At 37.5% G+C, this 19,068-nt stretch carries 17 protein-coding genes; 10 read left to right on the top strand and 7 right to left on the bottom strand.

Annotated elements, in window-relative coordinates; all coding sequences use genetic code 11:
• Positions 1-68: 68 nt before the first annotated feature.
• The gene (locus AC27E9_RS10625; RefSeq protein ID WP_487129942.1) at positions 69-1,436 is read right to left on the bottom strand and encodes a TldD/PmbA family protein; all 1,368 of its coding nucleotides are present in this window, start codon (positions 1,434-1,436) and stop codon (positions 69-71) included.
• Between the two features lie 50 nt (positions 1,437-1,486).
• Positions 1,487-3,115: a TldD/PmbA family protein gene (locus tag AC27E9_RS10620; RefSeq protein WP_487129940.1), complete on the bottom strand. Its 1,629-nt coding sequence runs from the start codon at positions 3,113-3,115 to the stop codon at positions 1,487-1,489.
• Between the two features lie 320 nt (positions 3,116-3,435).
• Between AC27E9_RS10620 and xthA the strand changes: the two genes are divergently transcribed.
• Together xthA and rlmA are read left to right on the top strand one after the other, a co-directional pair.
• Positions 3,436-4,245 (top strand): exodeoxyribonuclease III, encoded by an 810-nt coding sequence (gene xthA, locus AC27E9_RS10615; protein ID WP_487129938.1) that lies wholly within the window; start codon positions 3,436-3,438, stop codon positions 4,243-4,245.
• 75 nt (positions 4,246-4,320) lie between these two features.
• Entirely contained in the window at positions 4,321-5,139 is an 819-nt protein-coding gene (rlmA, locus tag AC27E9_RS10610) for a 23S rRNA (guanine(745)-N(1))-methyltransferase (RefSeq protein ID WP_487129936.1), read from the top strand.
• Between the two features lie 121 nt (positions 5,140-5,260).
• On the opposite strand, the gene yfbV is transcribed toward rlmA, so the two are convergent.
• On the bottom strand, positions 5,261-5,692 hold the full coding sequence (yfbV, locus tag AC27E9_RS10605; protein ID WP_487129934.1) for a terminus macrodomain insulation protein YfbV: 432 nt from the start codon (positions 5,690-5,692) through the stop codon (positions 5,261-5,263).
• 170 nt (positions 5,693-5,862) lie between these two features.
• On the opposite strand from yfbV, the gene AC27E9_RS10600 reads away from it, so the two are divergent.
• The 6 genes from AC27E9_RS10600 to AC27E9_RS10575 all read left to right on the top strand — a co-directional run bounded on the left by AC27E9_RS10600 (position 5,863) and on the right by AC27E9_RS10575 (position 12,245).
• The gene (locus AC27E9_RS10600; protein ID WP_487129932.1) at positions 5,863-7,065 is read left to right on the top strand and encodes an acetate/propionate family kinase; all 1,203 of its coding nucleotides are present in this window, start codon (positions 5,863-5,865) and stop codon (positions 7,063-7,065) included.
• Positions 7,066-7,067: 2 nt separating this feature from the next.
• Positions 7,068-9,176, top strand: a complete 2,109-nt coding sequence (gene pta / locus AC27E9_RS10595; RefSeq protein ID WP_487129930.1) for a phosphate acetyltransferase — start codon at positions 7,068-7,070, stop codon at positions 9,174-9,176.
• Positions 9,177-9,641: 465 nt separating this feature from the next.
• Positions 9,642-10,022: an ACT domain-containing protein gene (locus tag AC27E9_RS10590; protein WP_487129929.1), complete on the top strand. Its 381-nt coding sequence runs from the start codon at positions 9,642-9,644 to the stop codon at positions 10,020-10,022.
• Between the two features lie 13 nt (positions 10,023-10,035).
• A complete protein-coding gene (locus AC27E9_RS10585; RefSeq protein ID WP_487129927.1) occupies positions 10,036-10,380 on the top strand; it encodes an arsenate reductase in 345 nt (114 codons plus the stop codon).
• Between the two features lie 33 nt (positions 10,381-10,413).
• Positions 10,414-11,562, top strand: a complete 1,149-nt coding sequence (gene dapE, locus AC27E9_RS10580) for a succinyl-diaminopimelate desuccinylase (RefSeq protein WP_487129925.1) — start codon at positions 10,414-10,416, stop codon at positions 11,560-11,562.
• On the top strand, positions 11,562-12,245 hold the full coding sequence (locus tag AC27E9_RS10575; protein WP_487129923.1) for a M15 family metallopeptidase: 684 nt from the start codon (positions 11,562-11,564) through the stop codon (positions 12,243-12,245). The genes dapE and AC27E9_RS10575 overlap by 1 nt, the downstream gene beginning before the upstream one ends.
• A gap of 358 nt (positions 12,246-12,603) precedes the next feature.
• On the opposite strand, the gene bamC is transcribed toward AC27E9_RS10575, so the two are convergent.
• Positions 12,604-13,689 carry an NlpB/DapX family lipoprotein gene (bamC, locus tag AC27E9_RS10570; RefSeq protein ID WP_487129922.1) on the bottom strand — a complete coding sequence of 362 codons (1,086 nt, stop codon included), beginning with the start codon at positions 13,687-13,689 and terminating at the stop codon, positions 12,604-12,606.
• A 347-nt stretch (positions 13,690-14,036) separates the two neighbouring features.
• Here bamC and AC27E9_RS10565 point away from each other — a divergent pair, with 347 nt between their 5' ends.
• Complete coding sequence (locus tag AC27E9_RS10565) at positions 14,037-14,564, top strand: glycine cleavage system transcriptional repressor (protein WP_487129921.1); 528 nt, start codon at positions 14,037-14,039, stop codon at positions 14,562-14,564.
• A 9-nt stretch (positions 14,565-14,573) separates the two neighbouring features.
• The gene (bcp, locus tag AC27E9_RS10560; RefSeq protein ID WP_487129919.1) at positions 14,574-15,050 is read left to right on the top strand and encodes a thioredoxin-dependent thiol peroxidase; all 477 of its coding nucleotides are present in this window, start codon (positions 14,574-14,576) and stop codon (positions 15,048-15,050) included.
• A 107-nt stretch (positions 15,051-15,157) separates the two neighbouring features.
• Here bcp and AC27E9_RS10555 read toward each other — a convergent pair whose 3' ends face one another.
• The 3 genes from AC27E9_RS10555 to nirJ form a co-directional block, all read right to left on the bottom strand.
• Entirely contained in the window at positions 15,158-16,765 is a 1,608-nt protein-coding gene (locus AC27E9_RS10555) for a cytochrome D1 domain-containing protein (protein WP_487129917.1), read from the bottom strand.
• Between the two features lie 52 nt (positions 16,766-16,817).
• Complete coding sequence (cobA, locus tag AC27E9_RS10550) at positions 16,818-17,705, bottom strand: uroporphyrinogen-III C-methyltransferase (protein ID WP_487129915.1); 888 nt, start codon at positions 17,703-17,705, stop codon at positions 16,818-16,820.
• Between the two features lie 151 nt (positions 17,706-17,856).
• A complete protein-coding gene (gene nirJ / locus AC27E9_RS10545; protein ID WP_487129913.1) occupies positions 17,857-19,053 on the bottom strand; it encodes a heme d1 biosynthesis radical SAM protein NirJ in 1,197 nt (398 codons plus the stop codon).
• Between the last annotated feature and the right edge of the window lie 15 nt (positions 19,054-19,068).

Genomic DNA, 19,068 nt, shown 5'->3' with positions numbered 1-19,068 from the left:
CCAAGGTAAGCGCTAAATATAATAACGCTTACCTTGGCATAAATTTCACTTATTTTCGTTACGTTACTCTATACCGCATCAGACAAGCTACTGAAGGTAAAATCACGAATTTTCATCGGCGGGATCAAGCTACCATTAATTCGTTGTGGTTTACCAAGCGCTTCGATGTTGTTTAGCATCACAATTGGGCTTTCATTGAATCTAAAGTTTTTAATTGGGTATTTAATTTTCCCATTTTCAATATAGAAAGTACCATCACGTGTTAAACCGGTATAAAGCAATGTTTGTGGGTCAAGTGCTCTAATGTACCAAAGTCTCGTTACGAGAATACCGCGACGGGTATCTTTAATCATATCTTCGATACTATCGTCACCACCGGTCATAATAATTTGTGCTGGGCCGCCGAATAATCCAGAGCCTGTATACGCCGTCGGGTTATAAGCTACGCCAGTTTTATTTGCCCAATAAGGTGAATTGCGCAAATTAACAACTTTTCCGTTTTTCACCCAGTCTGTACGCTCAACTTTATGACCATCACCAGCGAAAGGAGCAGTAGGTACTTCACTATTCATTGGATCCGAATAGATATTGACTCGCTCATCAAACAGTTTTTCGCCTAAACGGTTCGTTGGACCATCCTCTTTACCTTCTTCTGGCTTTTTACTTAAAAAGCTTCGACCTTCATCAGCAGAACGCTGGTTCATATTGCCAAACATATTACTTAATAATTGCACACTAGCCGCAGGCTCAAGAATTACGGTGTACTTGCCTGGTTCCATTTCTTTAGCGTCAACCGAGCCCATTGATTTCTCAATTGCTATTTGAGACGCTTCCTTAGTATTTAAGTGTTTTACATCACTATAATCACGACTAACCCAACCAGAGCCTTTGCCATCTTCAGTACGAATTGTCACGGTAAAATCGACATTAGTAGACTTATTATAAGCAAACAAACCTTTATTGTTCATAATGGCAACAAATGTCGTTACATCTTGTAAAAAGCCTGATGAAACTAATTTATTTGCTTTAGAAGGCTTAATGCTATCCTCTGCAGCTTGTGCCCTATCGTCAGGGGTTACACTCGATGTCGATTCAAATGCGCTTTTAGGCTGGCTATATTTTTGCTTGCCAAACGCTGGCATATTCTCTGGGTTATCTGGGGCTAGTTTTGCTAATTCTTCTGAACGTTGAACCACCTTCATTAAAGAGGCATCGTCAAATTCATTGATCGTGGCAACGCCAGTCTTTTTACCATAAGTTGACTGCACGGCTAATGTTAAATCGCTTTGCTCACCAGCTGTTGATACCGTATTACGGGCGGTACGAATATTGCCGCCAACTTGACCATCTAAATTACACTCACATTCATCTGCTTTAGAAAATGACAGTACTTTTTTTAATAACTTTTTCGCATGTTGTTCTGTTAAAATTGTCATGACGCTTAGCTTCCTTTTATTCTTTATTATGTCGTCAAATTTGAGTGAAATTACACTTTACGGGCGGTATTGATCACGTTGATATTATTAAAACGTGTCGTTGGACAACCATGAGAAACTGCACTAACTTGCGATGGTTGACCTTTGCCGTCGAAAAATGAACCGCCAACTCGATAGTCTGATTTACCCGCTAACTGACTACAGCTATTCCAAAATTGCTGGGTATTTGACTGATAAGCAACGTCTTCAATTTGCTCGGTAATTTTACCGTTTTTAATTTCAAAGAATAACTGACCACCAAACTGAAAATTATAGCGTTGCTGATCAATTGAAAATGAGCCACGACCAGCGATATAAATGCCATTTTCAACATCTTTAATCACATCATCAGCTGATAAGTCTTTCTCATTAGGTTTTAAAGAAACATTTGGCATGCGCTGAAATTGAACATCACGCCAGCTTTGTGAATAACAACAACCGTGAGATTCTTTTTGATCTATCATATGAACCTGATCACGTGTTGCCTGATAGTTCACCAAAGTACCGTCTTTAACAAGATCCCACTCTTTGGTTTTAACCCCTTCATCATCGTAGCCGACATTACCTAATGAATATGGTTGGGTTTTATCAGCAAACAAATTAACAATGTTTGAACCGTAATTAAATTTGCCACTTTTCCATTTATCTAGTGTTGCGAAACTTGTGCCGGCAAAGTTTGCTTCATAACCTAATACTCGGTCTAATTCCAATGGATGACCTACAGATTCATGAATAGTTAGCATTAGATGCGCAGGATCTAAAACTAAGTCATATTTTCCAGGTTCTACTGATTTTGCTTTCAATTTCGCCTGTAGTTGCTTACCTGCCGCTGTTGCATCTTCAAGCATGTCATAAGAATTTTTATATCCGACATTTGCTCCCGAAATACGAATTTTATCTTCTTCTTTACCGTCTAAGTATTCAAATCCCATTCCAACCGGATTACCTAAACCTGTGCGCTGCTTAAAGCCCGACGCACCAACTGCGGTGGCGAAGAACGGTGCCCATAGACGATGCACATCTTGGTCGATGTATGAACCATCGGTAGAAGCGAAATATTTTTGCTCGTTCACTAAAAACAAGATAGAAGTAATATAGTTAGCACCGTTCGACATAGCAGCATCATTTACCGACAGTAATAAATCAACTTTCTCTTTAATAGGGATTTCTAGGGCATTTTTCTTAATAGGTGTATTCCAACTTACTTCCCCAACACCTTTAACTGGCGCTAACTGCACAGGAACCGTTTGAAATTTCGAATTAGCCATAGCCACAGCAACCGCTTTTTCTGCTGTTTTCGCAACGCTGTCAGGGGTCATGTTTGACGTTGAGGCAAAACCCCAGGTGCCATTAGCAATAACACGAATACCAATACCGGCTGATTCTGTATTAACAATATTATCAACACGTTTTTCTTGCGTGGTAACAAATTGATTTAAGTAACGTCCAATACGCGCGTCTGCATAGGTTGCGCCTTTAGCTTTGGCAGCATTTAAAGCGATATCGGCGAGCTTTTTCTTATACGCAACGTCCATCGGTTTATCTAATAATTGATCTGCCGACACGGCTAAGCCAGACATTGGCAACATTAACCCACCCGCACCTACGCCGGTAAGTTTAATAAAATCACGTCTTTGCATTTCCCTTTCCTCAATTTATTTTTATTTTTACATTTTTTAGTTTTATACGGCAAGTTACTGCTTCAACCATTTAACTTATTCAGTTTACATTAAACTAAGACACTGAATAAAAAGCATTAATAATAAAAAAATACTCATTTCACAATATAACCTAAGCCTGCAGTTTATAACAAGGGCGAAAAAACATACTACAAGCAGTTGTTAAAAATACGTAACAAAGTATGTATTAACATAAAGGAAGCTTAATTAGCTTGAAATCTCTTTCGCGCTTATTTGCAACATCTGTTAGCATTAGCAAAAAATTATTACCGAGCTAAGACATGAAAATCATCTCTTTTAATATTAATGGCCTACGCGCCCGCTTACATCAACTGCAAGCTATTATCGATAAGCACCAACCCGATATTATTGGCTTGCAAGAAATTAAGGTACACGACGAAGCATTTCCACTAGCAGATGTTGAAGCAATGGGCTATCACGTTTATTTTCATGGCCAAAAGGCACATTATGGTGTTGCTATGCTATGTAAAAAAGAAGCCAATGTTGTGACTAAGGGTTTTCCAACCGATGATGATGAAGCACAAAAACGCATGATCATGGTGGAGACCACTGATGAGAATGGTGAAAAAGTGACGGTACTTAATGGCTACTTTCCGCAAGGCGATAATATTAGTCATGAAACAAAATATCCATACAAGCGCCAATTTTATAAAGACTTAATGCAATACTTAAACGAAAATCACTGCGCCGATGAAAATGTTGTTGTCATGGGCGATATCAATATTTCACCTACTGATTTAGATATTGGTATTGGTGAACCAAATCGTAAGCGTTGGTTAAAGACTGGTAAATGTAGTTTCCAACCAGAAGAAAGAGAATGGTTAGCAACATTAATGAATTGGGGCTTTAAAGACACCTTCAGAGAGTTACATCCAACACGTGAGGAAAGATACTCTTGGTTTGACTACCGCTCTCGAGGTTTTGATGATAACCGAGGCTTACGCATAGATGTGGTTTTAGCAACAGAAAACTTTGCTAAACGTTGTATTGAATCAGATGTAGATTACGAGCTTCGTGGCATCGAAAAGCCATCTGACCATGCACCTATTTGGTCAACTTTTAAAGCCTAATGCTATTCTAAAGTTGCAAAGATTTTATTCTTTGCAACTTTCACCATTCAATTTAATTAATTTTTAATACTATTTATGACTGCTCTGCACTATACCTGTCCACTTTGTAACTTAGCTCTTGTTAGCCATGAAAAGCGCTATCGTTGTGATAATAATCATAGTTTTGATCTTGCCAAGGAGAACTATTTAAATTTATTACCAGTACAATTTAAGCATTCTAAAAATCCTGGTGATAATAAAGCTATGGTTAACGCCAGACGTGCGTTTCTAGAGAAAGGTTATTACCAACCGTTAGTTGATAAAATAGTTTCACTTTATCAAAAGTCGATTTCCAATAAATCATTACCAAAGACAATTTTAGATGCCGGTTGCGGTGAAGGCTTTTATACTCATCAACATAGCACAGTAGATAATATTGTTTATGGTGTTGATATAGCAAAAGAAGCAATAAAAAAAGCCGGTAAAAAATATCCTGAATGCCATTTTAGCGTTGCAACTTTGTCAAAACTGCCGTTTGCTTCGCTGCAATTTTCTTGGGTATTCTCAATTTATGCTCCAATTTTAGAAGCTGAGTTTACTCGTGTGTTGGCAAGTGGCGGCTACTTATTAACGGTAACACCTGCAAAACAACATTTAATGCAATTAAAGCAACAGATTTACCTCAATGCTCAAGAACATGATGAAGAAAAGCTGCCGATTGAGCATCTAACCTTAGTTCATCAAGAAAACCTTTCTTATCCGATGACTTTGGCAAGCGGCGAAGACACATTAAACCTATTGTCAATGACACCATTTGCCTTCAAAGCAAGTGAAGAAGTAAAAGCAAAATTACAAACTATGAATAACTTTACCTGCCAAGCTGACTTTTTAATACGACTTTACCAAAAAGCTTAAATAATCATAAATACCCTGTTTGTACTTACAAATTACTGCAAGTACAAAAAATTAATCAGCGGTGTAAAAATAATTAAGAATTTAGTATTGGATTAGCGACATTTTATAATGCCGCCAGAATTTACAGAGAGTTTTGTTTATCTTGAAAAGTAAGATTCAATAAGTAAGCTAAATCTAAGTAGCGTGGGCGTTGAGTTGACAACTTAATTTCACCACCACCTTGATTAACTCGTGCAACACTTTCTTTGTACCAACTGGCTAACGCTGGTGGCAAAAACTTATCAGCTTTCAAACCCATAAATATTAAAGCCTGTAATGGAAAGCTTAAGATACAAAAACTATACAATAAGGCTTGAGGTAACAGTGTTGTTGAGCCAAAGTACAATTGCATAATAAAGCAAAATAAGGCTAATCCAGGCATAACCCGACACACAAGGCGACTAACCTTGACCGCATAATAGTCAGCAAAGTACTGCTCAAGTTCGGCGCGCTTAGGCCATAAATCCATGTATTTTCGGCCAAGGGTAATTATTTCAAATACAGATAACTTCATAGGCGACACACTACAACAAGGTTTACTTAAAAGATAGCACAAAGTTGTTAATAACTTACGCTAAAGACCCTGATTGATTACATTTTATTGCACAACATCAACACTTTTAACAATTTATTGCACTATAATGAACGCCATTAAGACATTGTAAAGACGGCATTTTGTGAATTATGGAAAATAATTTTATTTTAGTTTTAAATTGTGGCAGTTCATCGTTAAAGTTTTCATTAATTAACCCTGTTAATGGAGCAACTTTATTATCAGGATTGGCGGAACGTCTATTATCAGAGCAAGCCATCATTAAAATTAAACATGATGGTAACAAGCAGCAGCAACAAATTCCTACGCCGTTTGATCATCAAACTGCCATTCAATCATTAGTTGCTTACTTAACTGCGCACGAGTTAATTAGCTGTATTTCTGCCATAGGACATCGTGTTGTTCATGGTGGTGAAACATATTGCCAACCGACCTTAATTGATAATGATGTTAAAGCAACCATAGAAAAACTCGCGCGATTAGCACCATTACATAATCCTGCTAACTTGACCGGTATAGCTGCGGCAGAGTCAGCTTTTCCTGCTTTACCACAAGTTGCTATTTTTGATACTGCATTTCATCAAACCATGCCAGAGAAAGCCTATATTTACGGTATTCCTTATCAATTGTATAGCGAGCATGGCATTAGGCGTTACGGTTTTCACGGCACAAGTCATTACTTTGTTGCACAACAAGCAGCGTCAATCCTAAGTAAACCACTGGCCCAATGTAGCTTTATTAGTGCGCATTTAGGCAATGGCTGCAGTGTTGCAGCTATTAAGGACGGTAAAAGTGTAGATACCAGCTTAGGCATGACTCCTTTAGAAGGCGTTATGATGGGTACACGCAGTGGTGATGTTGATCCTGGAATTATTTTCCACCTGGTAAACCAACTTAATTACAGCGTTGAAGAAGTAGACAATATGTTAAATAAGCAAAGTGGCTTACTTGGCGTATCACAATTAAGTAACGATTGTAGAACCATTGAAACAGCCTATCTTGAAGATAACAATCGACAAGCGGCATTAGCACTTGATGTTTTTTGTTACCGAATTGCTAAATCTATCGCTTCTTTTACAGCCAGCTTAACCGAATTAGACGGTATTATTTTTACTGGTGGTATTGGCGAAAACTCCGATATTATTCGAGAAAAAATACTATCTCAATTAAGTCTTCTTAATTTTAAAACCGATGTTGATGCAAACATTGCTAACCGCTTTGGTAAATCAGGACGGATCACCACAGAATATTCTCGCTCAGCGTGGGTTATTGCCACTAATGAAGAATGGGTAATTGCAGAACAAACTTTTCAACTATTAAACCAGGAGTCTTAATTATGGCACATCGAATTATGTTAATACCCGCTGGTTTTGGCGTTGGTTTAAGCAGTATTGCGTTAGGTCTAATTCATGCCTGTCAACAAAAAGGGATCAATGTTGGCCATTTTAAACCTATTTCACAACCTGCACGTAATCGTCGCACAAATACAAGAAAGGATGCAGCTAACGACACTTCTGACTCTATAGCGTTATCCTATGTTGAGCAACAAATGGGTGATGGTCATCATGATATTGTTTTAGAACAGATTGTTGAAAACTTTAACACGATAGATAAAGCGCATGATGTGGTTATTATCGAAGGCTTGATCCCAACAACACGTCAACCATATGCTGGACGTATAAATCGTGATGTTGCACAGGCTCTTTCGGCAGAAATTGTTTTAGTCGCGGCGCAAGACAATGATTCAGTAGAAGAGTTTGAAGACCGAATTGAAATGAGCGCTGAAACTTTTGGTGGTATTAAAAACCCCAAATTAATTGGTTGCATTGTTAATAAAATCAATTCCCCCGATAAAGATGAATATGGCTTATTACCGCGGGAAAATGAATTTAATCAAGCGTTAGATTTAACACCACTCATTAATTTATCCATTTTTAAAAACAGACATTTCGACTTACTTGGCACCGTGCCATGGGAAATGGACTTGATCGCACCACGAGTACTAGATATTGCGAATTACCTAAATGCAGATATTATCAATAGTGGCGATATGGAACATCGCCGTATTCGCAGCATTAGCTTTTGTGCGCGAAGTGTCGGTAATTTAATGAGCCACTTACAACCAAGTCGACTTATTGTAACGCCAGGTGATCGCACTGATATAATCATAGCGACATGTTTATCAGCGCTAAACGGAACAAAAGTATCAGCACTGGTATTAACGAATGGGTATGTACCTAATGAGAATATTATAAACCTTTGCCAACAAGCGCTTGATGCTGGCTTGCCTGTATTGTCAGTGCCATGGGACACTTGGCAAACCTCACGTCATTTAATGAATTTCAACCCTGAAATTCCGCAGGATGACGTGCAACGCCAAGACAAGGTAAAAGAATATGTTGCTGATAACTTAGCCAGCGATTGGTTAACACAATTAAGTAATAAGGCCACCATAAGTGATAAAATGTCACCACCGGCATTTAGACACAAGTTAACCGAATTAGCACGCCAAGCAAATAAGTTAATTGTATTACCAGAAGGTACCGATATTCGCACAATTAAAGCTGCAGCAATTTGTGTTGAACGAAATATTGCTCGATGCCAGCTAATTGGCAATAAAGAAACTATTTTACGAATTGCCGAACAACAAGGTATTAACCTACCTTCAGGTCTTTTAATTACTGATCCTGATAATATTCGTGATAACTATGTCGCACCTATGGTTGAGCTGAGAAAAGCAAAAGGCTTAACTGAAGTAGTCGCTAAACAAGAGCTTAAAGATAATGTTGCCTTAGCAACTATGATGCTACAACTTGGACAAGTTGATGGTTTAGTCTCGGGTGCAGTTAACACCACAGCCAACACTATCCGACCTGCTCTGCAATTAATTAAAACCGCCGAGGGCAGTTCACTTGTATCTTCTATTTTCTTTATGTTATTGCCGGATCAAGTATTAATTTATGGTGACTGTGCAATTAACCCTGAGCCAAATGCAGAACAACTTGCTGATATTGCCATTCAATCAGCTGACTCAGCCATTCAATTCGGCATCGAGCCAAAGGTTGCCATGATCAGCTATAGTACTGGTACTTCAGGTTTTGGTGCTGATGTTGAAAAAGTAGCTGCTGCAACTAAGATTGCTCAAGAGAAAAGACCAGACCTGATCATAGACGGGCCACTACAATATGATGCTGCAATTATGGAGAATGTTGCCCGTAAAAAAGCGCCTAATAGCCCTGTCGCTGGTCAAGCAAACGTTTTCGTATTCCCAGATTTAAATACTGGTAATACTACCTATAAAGCTGTGCAACGTTCTGCTGACTTGGTCAGTATCGGTCCAATGTTACAAGGTATGCGTAAGCCAGTTAACGATCTTTCTCGCGGTGCGCTCGTTGACGATATTGTTTACACCATTGCATTGACTGCAATTCAAGCACAAATGTAGCTCAGTACGTTTTAGAAGCAATTAAAAGAAGATCTCTTATATAGATAAAGGGATCTTCTTGCTGTTTCCCTTCTAAGCATACATTTCTACAACTTAACTATTAATTATCCCCATTTTTATAAAGTGATATTTTTTAACCAGTTAAATAAATCCTTATAATACAACAGCATTACTAGTTAAACATTAGTTGCACACAATGATATCCACAGCTTATGTGGATATCATTTAATATACGATTCTTACATTCATCTTGAATTAGTGTGCAGATTAATCACCAGTAAACTTGTTAATACATGACAAAAGCAGCAATTATCCCTCAAACAGTGCATTTATACTGGTTAACCACAACAAATTAACCACTAGCTATTTACTAAACAAATATTTATGACGCTTATAATTGCTAGAGTTCCTAACCTTTAACCGCTATAGTAACAACATCATCTATGAACTAAGCCTCTTTAAGTTATGAGCAATTTAACGCTACGCCATTTAAGTGAAACTTTTGCCATTCATAGCCTTAGGCGTGAAAGCTCAATACCTGATGTAGTTTTTAATGCACCTATATTTTTCTTAGCAAAAACCTATGATGAAATATCGATTGTACTCCCTGAAGGCATTGAAATAGACAGTGAAGAAGTTGAGCGCGACTGGCAAGCATTTGAAGTAGTCGGCCCTCTTGATTTTTCATTAACCGGTATTATGTCGAGTATCTCTACCGTATTAGCTAATGAAAAAATCAGCATTTTCGCCATATCTACTTTCGACACTGACTATGTACTCGTAAAATCAAACAAATTTAACGCGGCAAAAACAGCCCTTATTAACAATAATTATCAAGTAATCTAAATTCGGACACCTTATGACAACGATATACGGCATTCATAACTGCGATACAGTTAAAAAAACACAAAAATGGTTAACCGCCAATGACATTGATTTCACCTTTCATGACTTTAGAAAAGATGGTTTTTCTGAATCATTGTTAGCACAATTTTTTGAATTAATTGATTTCAATGAATTACTTAATAAACGCAGCACCACCTTCAGAAACCTAGATGAAAGCATCAAAAGCAATTTAACAAAAGAAAATGTGTTTCAAGAAATGCTCAAACAACCGACATTAATTAAACGTCCTGTTTTGATCAAAGATGGTAAATTAACAGTTGGCTTTAAAGCTGATAATTACCAGGCAATGTTTAACTAAACTTAACCAGACGAAAAAGATTAGATAACAATAATGACAACTCCTAATGATCAAACAATCGCACTAACCGAAGCACTTATAAATCGTCCGTCTGTCACTCCTGAAGATTGTGGCTGTCAAAAAATGATGTCTGAACGTCTAGCTGCAGTTGGTTTTAATAACGAAACAATGGTGTTTGAAGACACGACTAACTTATGGTCTCGTCGTGGTAATGCTGGTCCGGTATTTTGTTTTGCGGGACATACTGATGTAGTGCCTGCTGGCAATCTCGAACTATGGCAAACACCTCCTTTTCAAGCAACGATCATAGATGGCATGCTATATGGCCGAGGTGCGGCTGATATGAAAGGAAGTTTAGCCGCTATGGTTGTTGCTACAGAGCGTTTTGTAAGCGACTACCCTGATCACAATGGTTCAATTGCTTTTCTAATTACCAGCGATGAAGAAGGTCCATTTATTAATGGCACAACTCGCGTGATTGATACTCTAGAAGCACGTAATGAAAAAATTGACTATTGTATAGTTGGAGAACCTTCAAGCACTAAAAAGCTAGGGGATATTGTTAAAAATGGCCGTCGTGGCTCCATTTCGGGTGAACTTCATATTCATGGTAAACAAGGTCATGTTGCCTATCCAGAGCATGTTAATAACCCCATTCATTTAGCTACGCCAGCATTAACAGAATTGAGCCAATTGCATTGGGACAACGGTAATGAATATTTCCCGCCAACAAGTTTTCAACTTTCTAACATTCAGTCTGGTACAGGCGCGACTAATGTTGTGCCTGGGCATTTAACCGCATGGTTTAATCTACGTTATAGTACTGAATTAACTGCCCAGATGATTGTTGATAAAGTTAATGCCTTATTAACTCAACATAAACTGGATTACGAGATCAATTGGACATTTAATGGCCAGCCTTTTATTACTGAGCCCGGTACATTAGTTGATTCAGTAACTCATGCGATAAAAAAATGTGCAGGCACTAACACCGAATTATCAACCAGTGGCGGTACATCTGACGGCCGGTTTATTGCGCCTACAGGCGCACAGGTTGTTGAATTAGGGCCTTGTAACGCGACCATTCATCAAGTTAACGAAAGTGTATCCGTTAATGACTTGATTACGTTAACTGATGTTTATTACCAAACCTTAGTTAACACGCTAACTGATAAAAAGTAATGCCTGAAATCGAAAAGATCCTAACGGGGAAAACTGACCAACATATTCATTGGCTAACCGAAAATCTCGGCATTCACCAAGAAATGGTAAATGCCTATGAAGACATGCAAACGGCGGCAAAAGCGAAAAATATCGAGCTTAAAATTGCCAGTGGCTTTCGTGATTTTTCACGGCAATTAACGATTTGGAACAATAAATTTAATGGCAAATCAATCATCAAGGATGAAGAAGGTAACATAATAGATTTATCGCTTCTAAGCGATAATGAAAAAATTCATGCCATCATGTTGTTTTCAGCATTGCCTGGTGCAAGCCGTCATCATTGGGGCTGTGATATTGATGTTTATGCACCTAACCTATTAAAAGAAGATCAAGCTTTAAAGCTAGAGCCTTGGGAATACCAGAAAAATGGCCCTTTTTCTCCGCTAACCATTTGGTTAGCAAAAAATTCGGCGAAGTTCGGCTTTTATTTTCCGTACGATAAATTTCGCGGTGGTGTGGCGGCAGAGCCATGGCATCTATCTTATCACCCTATCGCAAGTCAATATCAGCAGTTGCACAATATTAGCCTGTTAGAAAATATCATTACGGAAAGTGATATACTTGGCAAAGAGCAATTATTACAATTGTTGCCTGAGCTTTATCAACGCTATATCAGTAATGTCGCATCCATTCCTGACTAATATATGACTACAGAAACTTTTAGCCTGTAGCTAATATCTTTTAATGTTTCACTGAAAAGTAAAACTGGAGAATTTATTTATGAGCAGTATCTTGAGCGCAAGTTGGGTAGCGCCGGTTATTATTATAATTGCACTAGTGATCTTAATTGGAAATTTTAGCACCTTTCAAAAAAGTGCCAAAACGCCATTACGCAAAAAAGGTTTAAACGATTTAAAAGAAACACTACCTAGAACTAATAAAACTGAATCAAAAAAAGCGACCTTTTCAAAGAGACCACACTAAATTTAGTTATAAAAAAACTCCGATTAACGGAGTTTTCTATTTTAATATCACAATAATATCTTTTTGCTAACGAAGCTAGAACGCATCTTTAAATGATAAGCCAGGCTCCATTACAGCTGCTATAGATTTTAAAATACTTTCCGGTAATGCCTCACCTTGTTCATTGAAGATGGTCACTGTGGATGTTTCATTAATACTTTCAACTTTAAATTGATATTTACCGTTAGGGATCTCTACAACAGGTACATCATCACCCCAAATTGAATCCCATAAACTAGACTCAGGTTGTTTATAATCAACAAAGTAGACTTTATCACTTTCATTTAGATCTTCAATTATAAAGCCATGATCTTCAAAAAATACCGGCAAATTTGACCATAATAAGTCAGCACTAATTTCAACGATATATGCTGCTTCACCAATACTATTTTCACCTAAAGATACAAATTTTTGATTAGCACGTAATAATCTATTTTCTCTTTGTTTTAATCGGTATTGATAATCAACTTGTGAAATAACTTCATTGAGCATATTCATTTCAGCTCGTTGCTGATCAATAATATCAATTAACTTACTACCACCTGTTTCATCAGTTTTCATATACTCAATCAACTTAACCCGCAGAGCGACACTGCGGCCATGTGATTTTTCTTCAAGTGTATAACGATAGCGCTTACTTTCTGAAGAAGAGATTGAAGTAAATGGCCACGTCCCTTTTTCTTTCTCACTATGAAACCAATCTGACTCATAAACTAAGCCATTGTCATCTACCTGCTTTAAAAAAATATTATCAACACTTACCTGTTTTTTAAGTGCTGCTACAATGAAATCTTTTAGATTAATGTTTTCTAATACTTGGTCGAACCATACTCTCGCTTCCGCTGAGTTGTTTTCGGCGCGTGTTGAAGCCGCAACAGGTAAAACAAGAGATGGTGCCCGTACGTCGACATTAATGCCAACCGGACCTTGCGTATTTATTTTATTTGTTATCGCAAATGTATCAGCATGATATGGCTTATCCAGTCCAGCGGGTATTTTTAGTGCTTGTGCTTCCCGTTGATTGGCATATTCAAAATCCCCTACTGCTTTTTTATGATTAATAGTGCCACAACTTGCAACTGCAACACTTAATAATGAAAAATAAAATATCTTGCGATTCATTAACACTCCCGAGGATACAAACCTGAATCTTTTAAATGTAATTTTGCTTTTATAATTTTTACGACTAATTCGGTTTAATTATTATTTTTCATTACTAAAAAATACAAATTTAAACGTCTACGGCGCTTTTGATTACTGAACTTCAGCTTAGTTCCCTAGATTTTAAACTAATGATGAAAAAACCTAGTAATAGCGCTAAATTAATCAGCGCACCATGGTACTTGCCTGAAAAACCAAACACAAGATACTACAGCGTTTTTATCAGAATAAATCAAAAAAATTAGTTAGTTTTTAAATTTTTAATTTGCGTTACAATAACGCTTTTGAAATGGTAACTAGGTTTATTAATGAGCGAGTATTTAGTATTAACAGCGATGGGACCAGATCGTACCGGAAGTGTTAGTGAGTTAACCAAGCTTGCCAGTGAGTGCGGTTGTAACATTATTGACAGCAGAATGGCAATATTCGGTCTAGAGTTCACGCTTATAATGCTACTCAACGGCAACAACAAAGCTATTTACCAATTAGAAAGTAAATTACCTAGTGTTGCACATGAGCTTGAGTTGATCACTATGATGAAAAGAACCTCTGGCTATCATGAACGTGATTTTGTTCATCATTACCAAGCCAACTATGCTGGTATTGATCAACCAGGGATTTTAAAAGCAGTTACAGCATTTTTCGCCACTCGTAATATTGATGTTTCGTCACTCAAATCAGAAATAAATCAAGAGAATAACCATATGAGTGCGGCAATTCTGATCGCATTAAACCAAGATACCAGCATAGAAAAGCTAGAAAGTGACTTTGTTGAGCTATGTGAACAATTTGATGTACAAGGTTGCATCAAAAGCGTTCAATCAAATTTATTTTAAAGGAATACTATGAAAACCATTACAGTTGGTGAACAAGCACCATTATTTTCATTAAAAGATGAGAACGAGCAAGAAATAAACCTCTCTGATTATATTGGTAAAAAACAAGTTCTAGTCTATTTTTACCCTAAAGCAATGACACCAGGGTGTACAGTACAAGCACAAGCCTTACGTGATAATAAAAGTGAGCTTGAAGCACTTAATACAAAAGTATTTGGTATAAGTCCTGATGAACCAAAGCGCTTAGCAAAATTCTGTCAACGTGATGAATTAAACTTCACACTATTATCAGATCCAGACCATAGTGTTGCTGACGCTTTCGGTGTTTGGGGTTTAAAGAAATTCATGGGTCGTGAATATGACGGCATTCACCGCTTGAGCTTCTTAATTGGCCTAGATGGTAAAATCGCTCATGTTTTTAATAAGTTTAAAACCAAAGACCATCACCAAGTAGTATTAGACGTACTAAATAGACGTACTAAATGACCTAAACTAGAATTTAATAGCGCATTCTGTTGATATTAAAAAAGACGAAACAACAATGTTGTTTCGTCTTTTTGCTAATTATAGATGTAGTTTAATTACCTTAAGGATTAATGACTGGTGCCCTTTTCATAATTAATTTTATTAAAAACGTTATATTTACCGGAAGGTTTTTTCATCGGTAAACGTTTAATTTCTTTCAAGGTATTGGCATCGTAAATAATGACTGCGCCGTCTTTGTCCCAAATACTTAACAGCACATATTTACCATCTTTTGTAAATTCAACATGCGCTGCTGTTTTATCTTCGACTGGCGCTAAAGTTTTAACAATTTCCAAGGTGTTTTTATCGATCACATGTACTTTGTTTTTATTCGGGCCAAAGAAAACATCAACCCATGCATAAGGTGAATTGCTGTGGCTACGCATAAAGAACCCAGGACCTAGTGTTTCAATCTCTTTGATCACCTTCCAACTATCCATATCAATAACCGTAACAAGCCCTTCTTTGATATTCGGCGATGCAAAAACCGTTTTACCTTGATAATTCCAAGTAATGCCTGAGCCTAAATGCGGCATGCCCGCCATTGGAATTGTCGCAACTTTCTTTTTAGCATCAAGGTTAATCACTTGACCAGTATGGCTATCACGCGATGCACCAATTAAATTGATATATTCTGGGTCAAAGAAAAAGTCATCTAAAAAGTCAGCAGTACGTATTCTTCGAACTGGAAATTGTTCAGTAACTTTCCAGTTTTCCACTTTTCCTTCGCCACTGTCTTTACGATAATCATGCGCCCAACCTTTAAATACTTCTACACCACCTTTATCACTGTAAGGGATTTCCCAAACTTCTTTAACATCTTTTAATGCGACAATAAAACTATGGCGTGGTGGCGCATTATATACAGCACTCACCCGTGAACTTACTCCTTCACTATCAACTGTATCTATTGATTTAATTGGTGATAAATCCTTAGTATCGAGGATAACAACATTATGAGGAAGATAGTTACCAATGATGGCATATTGACCATCTGATGAAATGGCTATATTTCGAGTATTAATACCCGCGCGCACTTCAGCAACAACTTTCATATTGTAAATATCGTATTTGCTTATCCAGCCATCGCGAGATGCGAAATATACATACCTGCCATCAGGAGAATATTTTGGGCCACCATGTAATGCAAAGCGGGTTTTAAAACGCGTAATTGGTTCAAATGTATCGCCGTTCAACAAAGTCGCTGAATGATCACCTAATTCGACAACGATAAATAAATTCATTAAATCAGCATCGAATTGTGGCTTATTTGGTAATTTACTTTGATCAAAATGCTGAATATTACTTGCTTTAATGTCAGCTATTGACCACTTTAATTGAGTTTTTGGCTTAGTATAAATGTATTCAACTAATTGCTCAGTTTGCTCCAACGTTAACTTTTCGCTAAATGATGGCATTTGCGTTGCCACACGACCATTTTGAATAACCTTTATGGCCTTGTTCTTACGTAACCGTGATAAGTTTTCAGGAAACAAAGCTGGCCCCATAGCCCCCATACGAGCAACACCATGACAGGTTTGACAATGTTCTTTATACAAAGACTCGCCACTCTGTTGATGCTCGTTTGCAGCCAATGGCAGTGCAAACAGCGATGACAAAAACACACTTTTCATCAAAAATGGTAATTGTTGTAATAGCTTTAATCTTTTTTCCATAATAACGTCACACTTCGCAAATATACGATTTCAATTCAACTATTCGAAAATGTTAACCAGCTTTTGCTGATAACTGCATTTGTGTCTGGTAAGCTTCAGCATCTAAAAAGCCTGGTTTCGCTAATGTGCTGTCCGTCAGTTGATTAACCACATCACCAATAACAATTAGTGTTGGCGGCGTAATTTGATGCTTTTCAACTAATTCAGCTAAGTTAGAAATGTTGCCACGGAAGATCTGTTGCTCAGGTTGCGTGCCTTTGCGTATTAGCGCTGCAGGTGTACTAGCTGCACGGCCATGCTTAATTAATTGCTCAGTTATACTAGGTAACGTATTAATGCCCATATAAAAAACTACGGTTTGAGCTTCACTACTTAAACTTTGCCAAGGTAGGTTTAATTGTCCATCATTTTGCATATGACCTGTGATAAAAGTACAACCTTGAGCAACACCACGATGTGTTAACGGAATACCTGCATAGGTAGTACAACCAGATGCAGCTGTAATACCCGGGCATACATGACAGCTAACGCCATTTTGTAATAAAAACTCAGCTTCTTCGCCGCCTCGACCAAAAATAAATGGATCACCGCCTTTTAAGCGCAAAACTTTACGGCCTTGTTTTGCATATTGAACCAATAACTCATTAATTTTGCCTTGCGGTACACAGTGCTTTGCTTGTTCTTTACCAACATAAAAGCGTTCACAGTTATCTGGCAACAAAGCCATAATCTCATCACTAACTAGTCGATCATAGATGGCAACGTCAGCTTGCTCAATAAAACGCAGTGCTCTTATCGTCAGTAGTTCGGCATCACCTGGACCTGAGCCTACCAGTGCTACTTCACCTGTCTGCAAGAAAGACTTCTTAGTTAACTTATTTAATACATCTGTATTCATTTCTTTTTCACTCGATACTTTATCAGTCGATAACTGTGTCATTTTATACATTACCTTGTCGGCTACTGATTTATTATAAAATGTTGGCCACTAAATTTATAAAACTATATTTCAATAACTTAGCACTAATAAAACTAAGTTAAATGTGATTGAGTGCGACTTTAATTAGTATGCGCCCAATACAACTATTTGTTTAAACTTCAACACATGGTATTTCAGCTTTTTCTGGATATTTTGTTCGTACACCAATTTCAGCATCTGTTAGATAACATCCTGGATCTTCTGCCCATGCATCTTTGGATTGCGCGAATGCTCTAGTGCGGGTGTTACCGCCACAAATATTAAGATACTGGCATTTCGCACAGCGTCCCTTTACTGGGCGTGGGCTTTGTCTAAAGCCAAGCATTAAAGGATCTTGTGTATCACGCCAAACATCAGAGAATTTTTCCGTTTTCACATTTCCTATTGGGTGATTCCACCAGTATGTATCAGGGTGAATAGTGCCGGTATTATCAATATTCGCAACATTAATACCACTTGCGTTACCACCCCAGTTAATTAATCGCTGTTTTAAATTAGCAATTCTTTCTGGATATTTATCACCAAACCTTTTTTCAACCCATTGCAATAAGAATGGTCCATCAGCATCGTTATTGCCCGTTACAAAATCAGTATCTATACCTTGAGAAATATGTGACCAAGCGCGCTCATATAACATTTCCATTGCATCTTTAGTCATTTTAAATACTGCGTCGTTTTCAGCATTTCGCTTACCACGACCGGAATAATTAAGGTGAGATAGGTAGAACTTGTCAACTTTGTATTCTTCCATTAAATCAAGCATAGCGGGTAAGTCAGCAAAGTTATCTTGTGTTAAACATAAACGCATACCCACTTTAATGCCTGCTTCTTTGCATAATTTAAGTGCATGCATTGATTGTCTAAAACTGCCTTTTTGTTGACGGAATTCATCATGGAACTCTTCAAGACCGTCAATACTAATACCAACATATTGGTAGTCAGCAGCTTTGATTTGTGCAATGTTTGATTCATCAATCAGCGTACCATTGGTAGACAATGCAACATAAAAACCTTTTGACTTTGCATATGCTGTGATTTCAAAAATATCAGGGCGCATTAATGGCTCGCCACCGGATAGAATAAGCACAGGAACGTGTGCTACTTTTAGGTCATCAATGGTTGCTTTAATTTGCTCTGTGTTTAATTCATCTTTGAAATCCATATCAAGAGACGTTGAGTAGCAATGCTTACAACGTAAGTTACAACGTCGTATCAAATTCCAAATAACAACAGGTCCTGGCATTTTATGGGCTTTATTCGCCGGTAAATCATCATGAAATGTTTTTAATAATTGTGAAATTCTAAACATCTGCTTTGATCCTTA

The organism is Colwellia meonggei, from assembly GCF_057537295.1.
The sequence above is the reverse complement of the archived record's forward strand: the minus strand, read 5'-3'. Positions and strand labels throughout refer to the sequence as shown.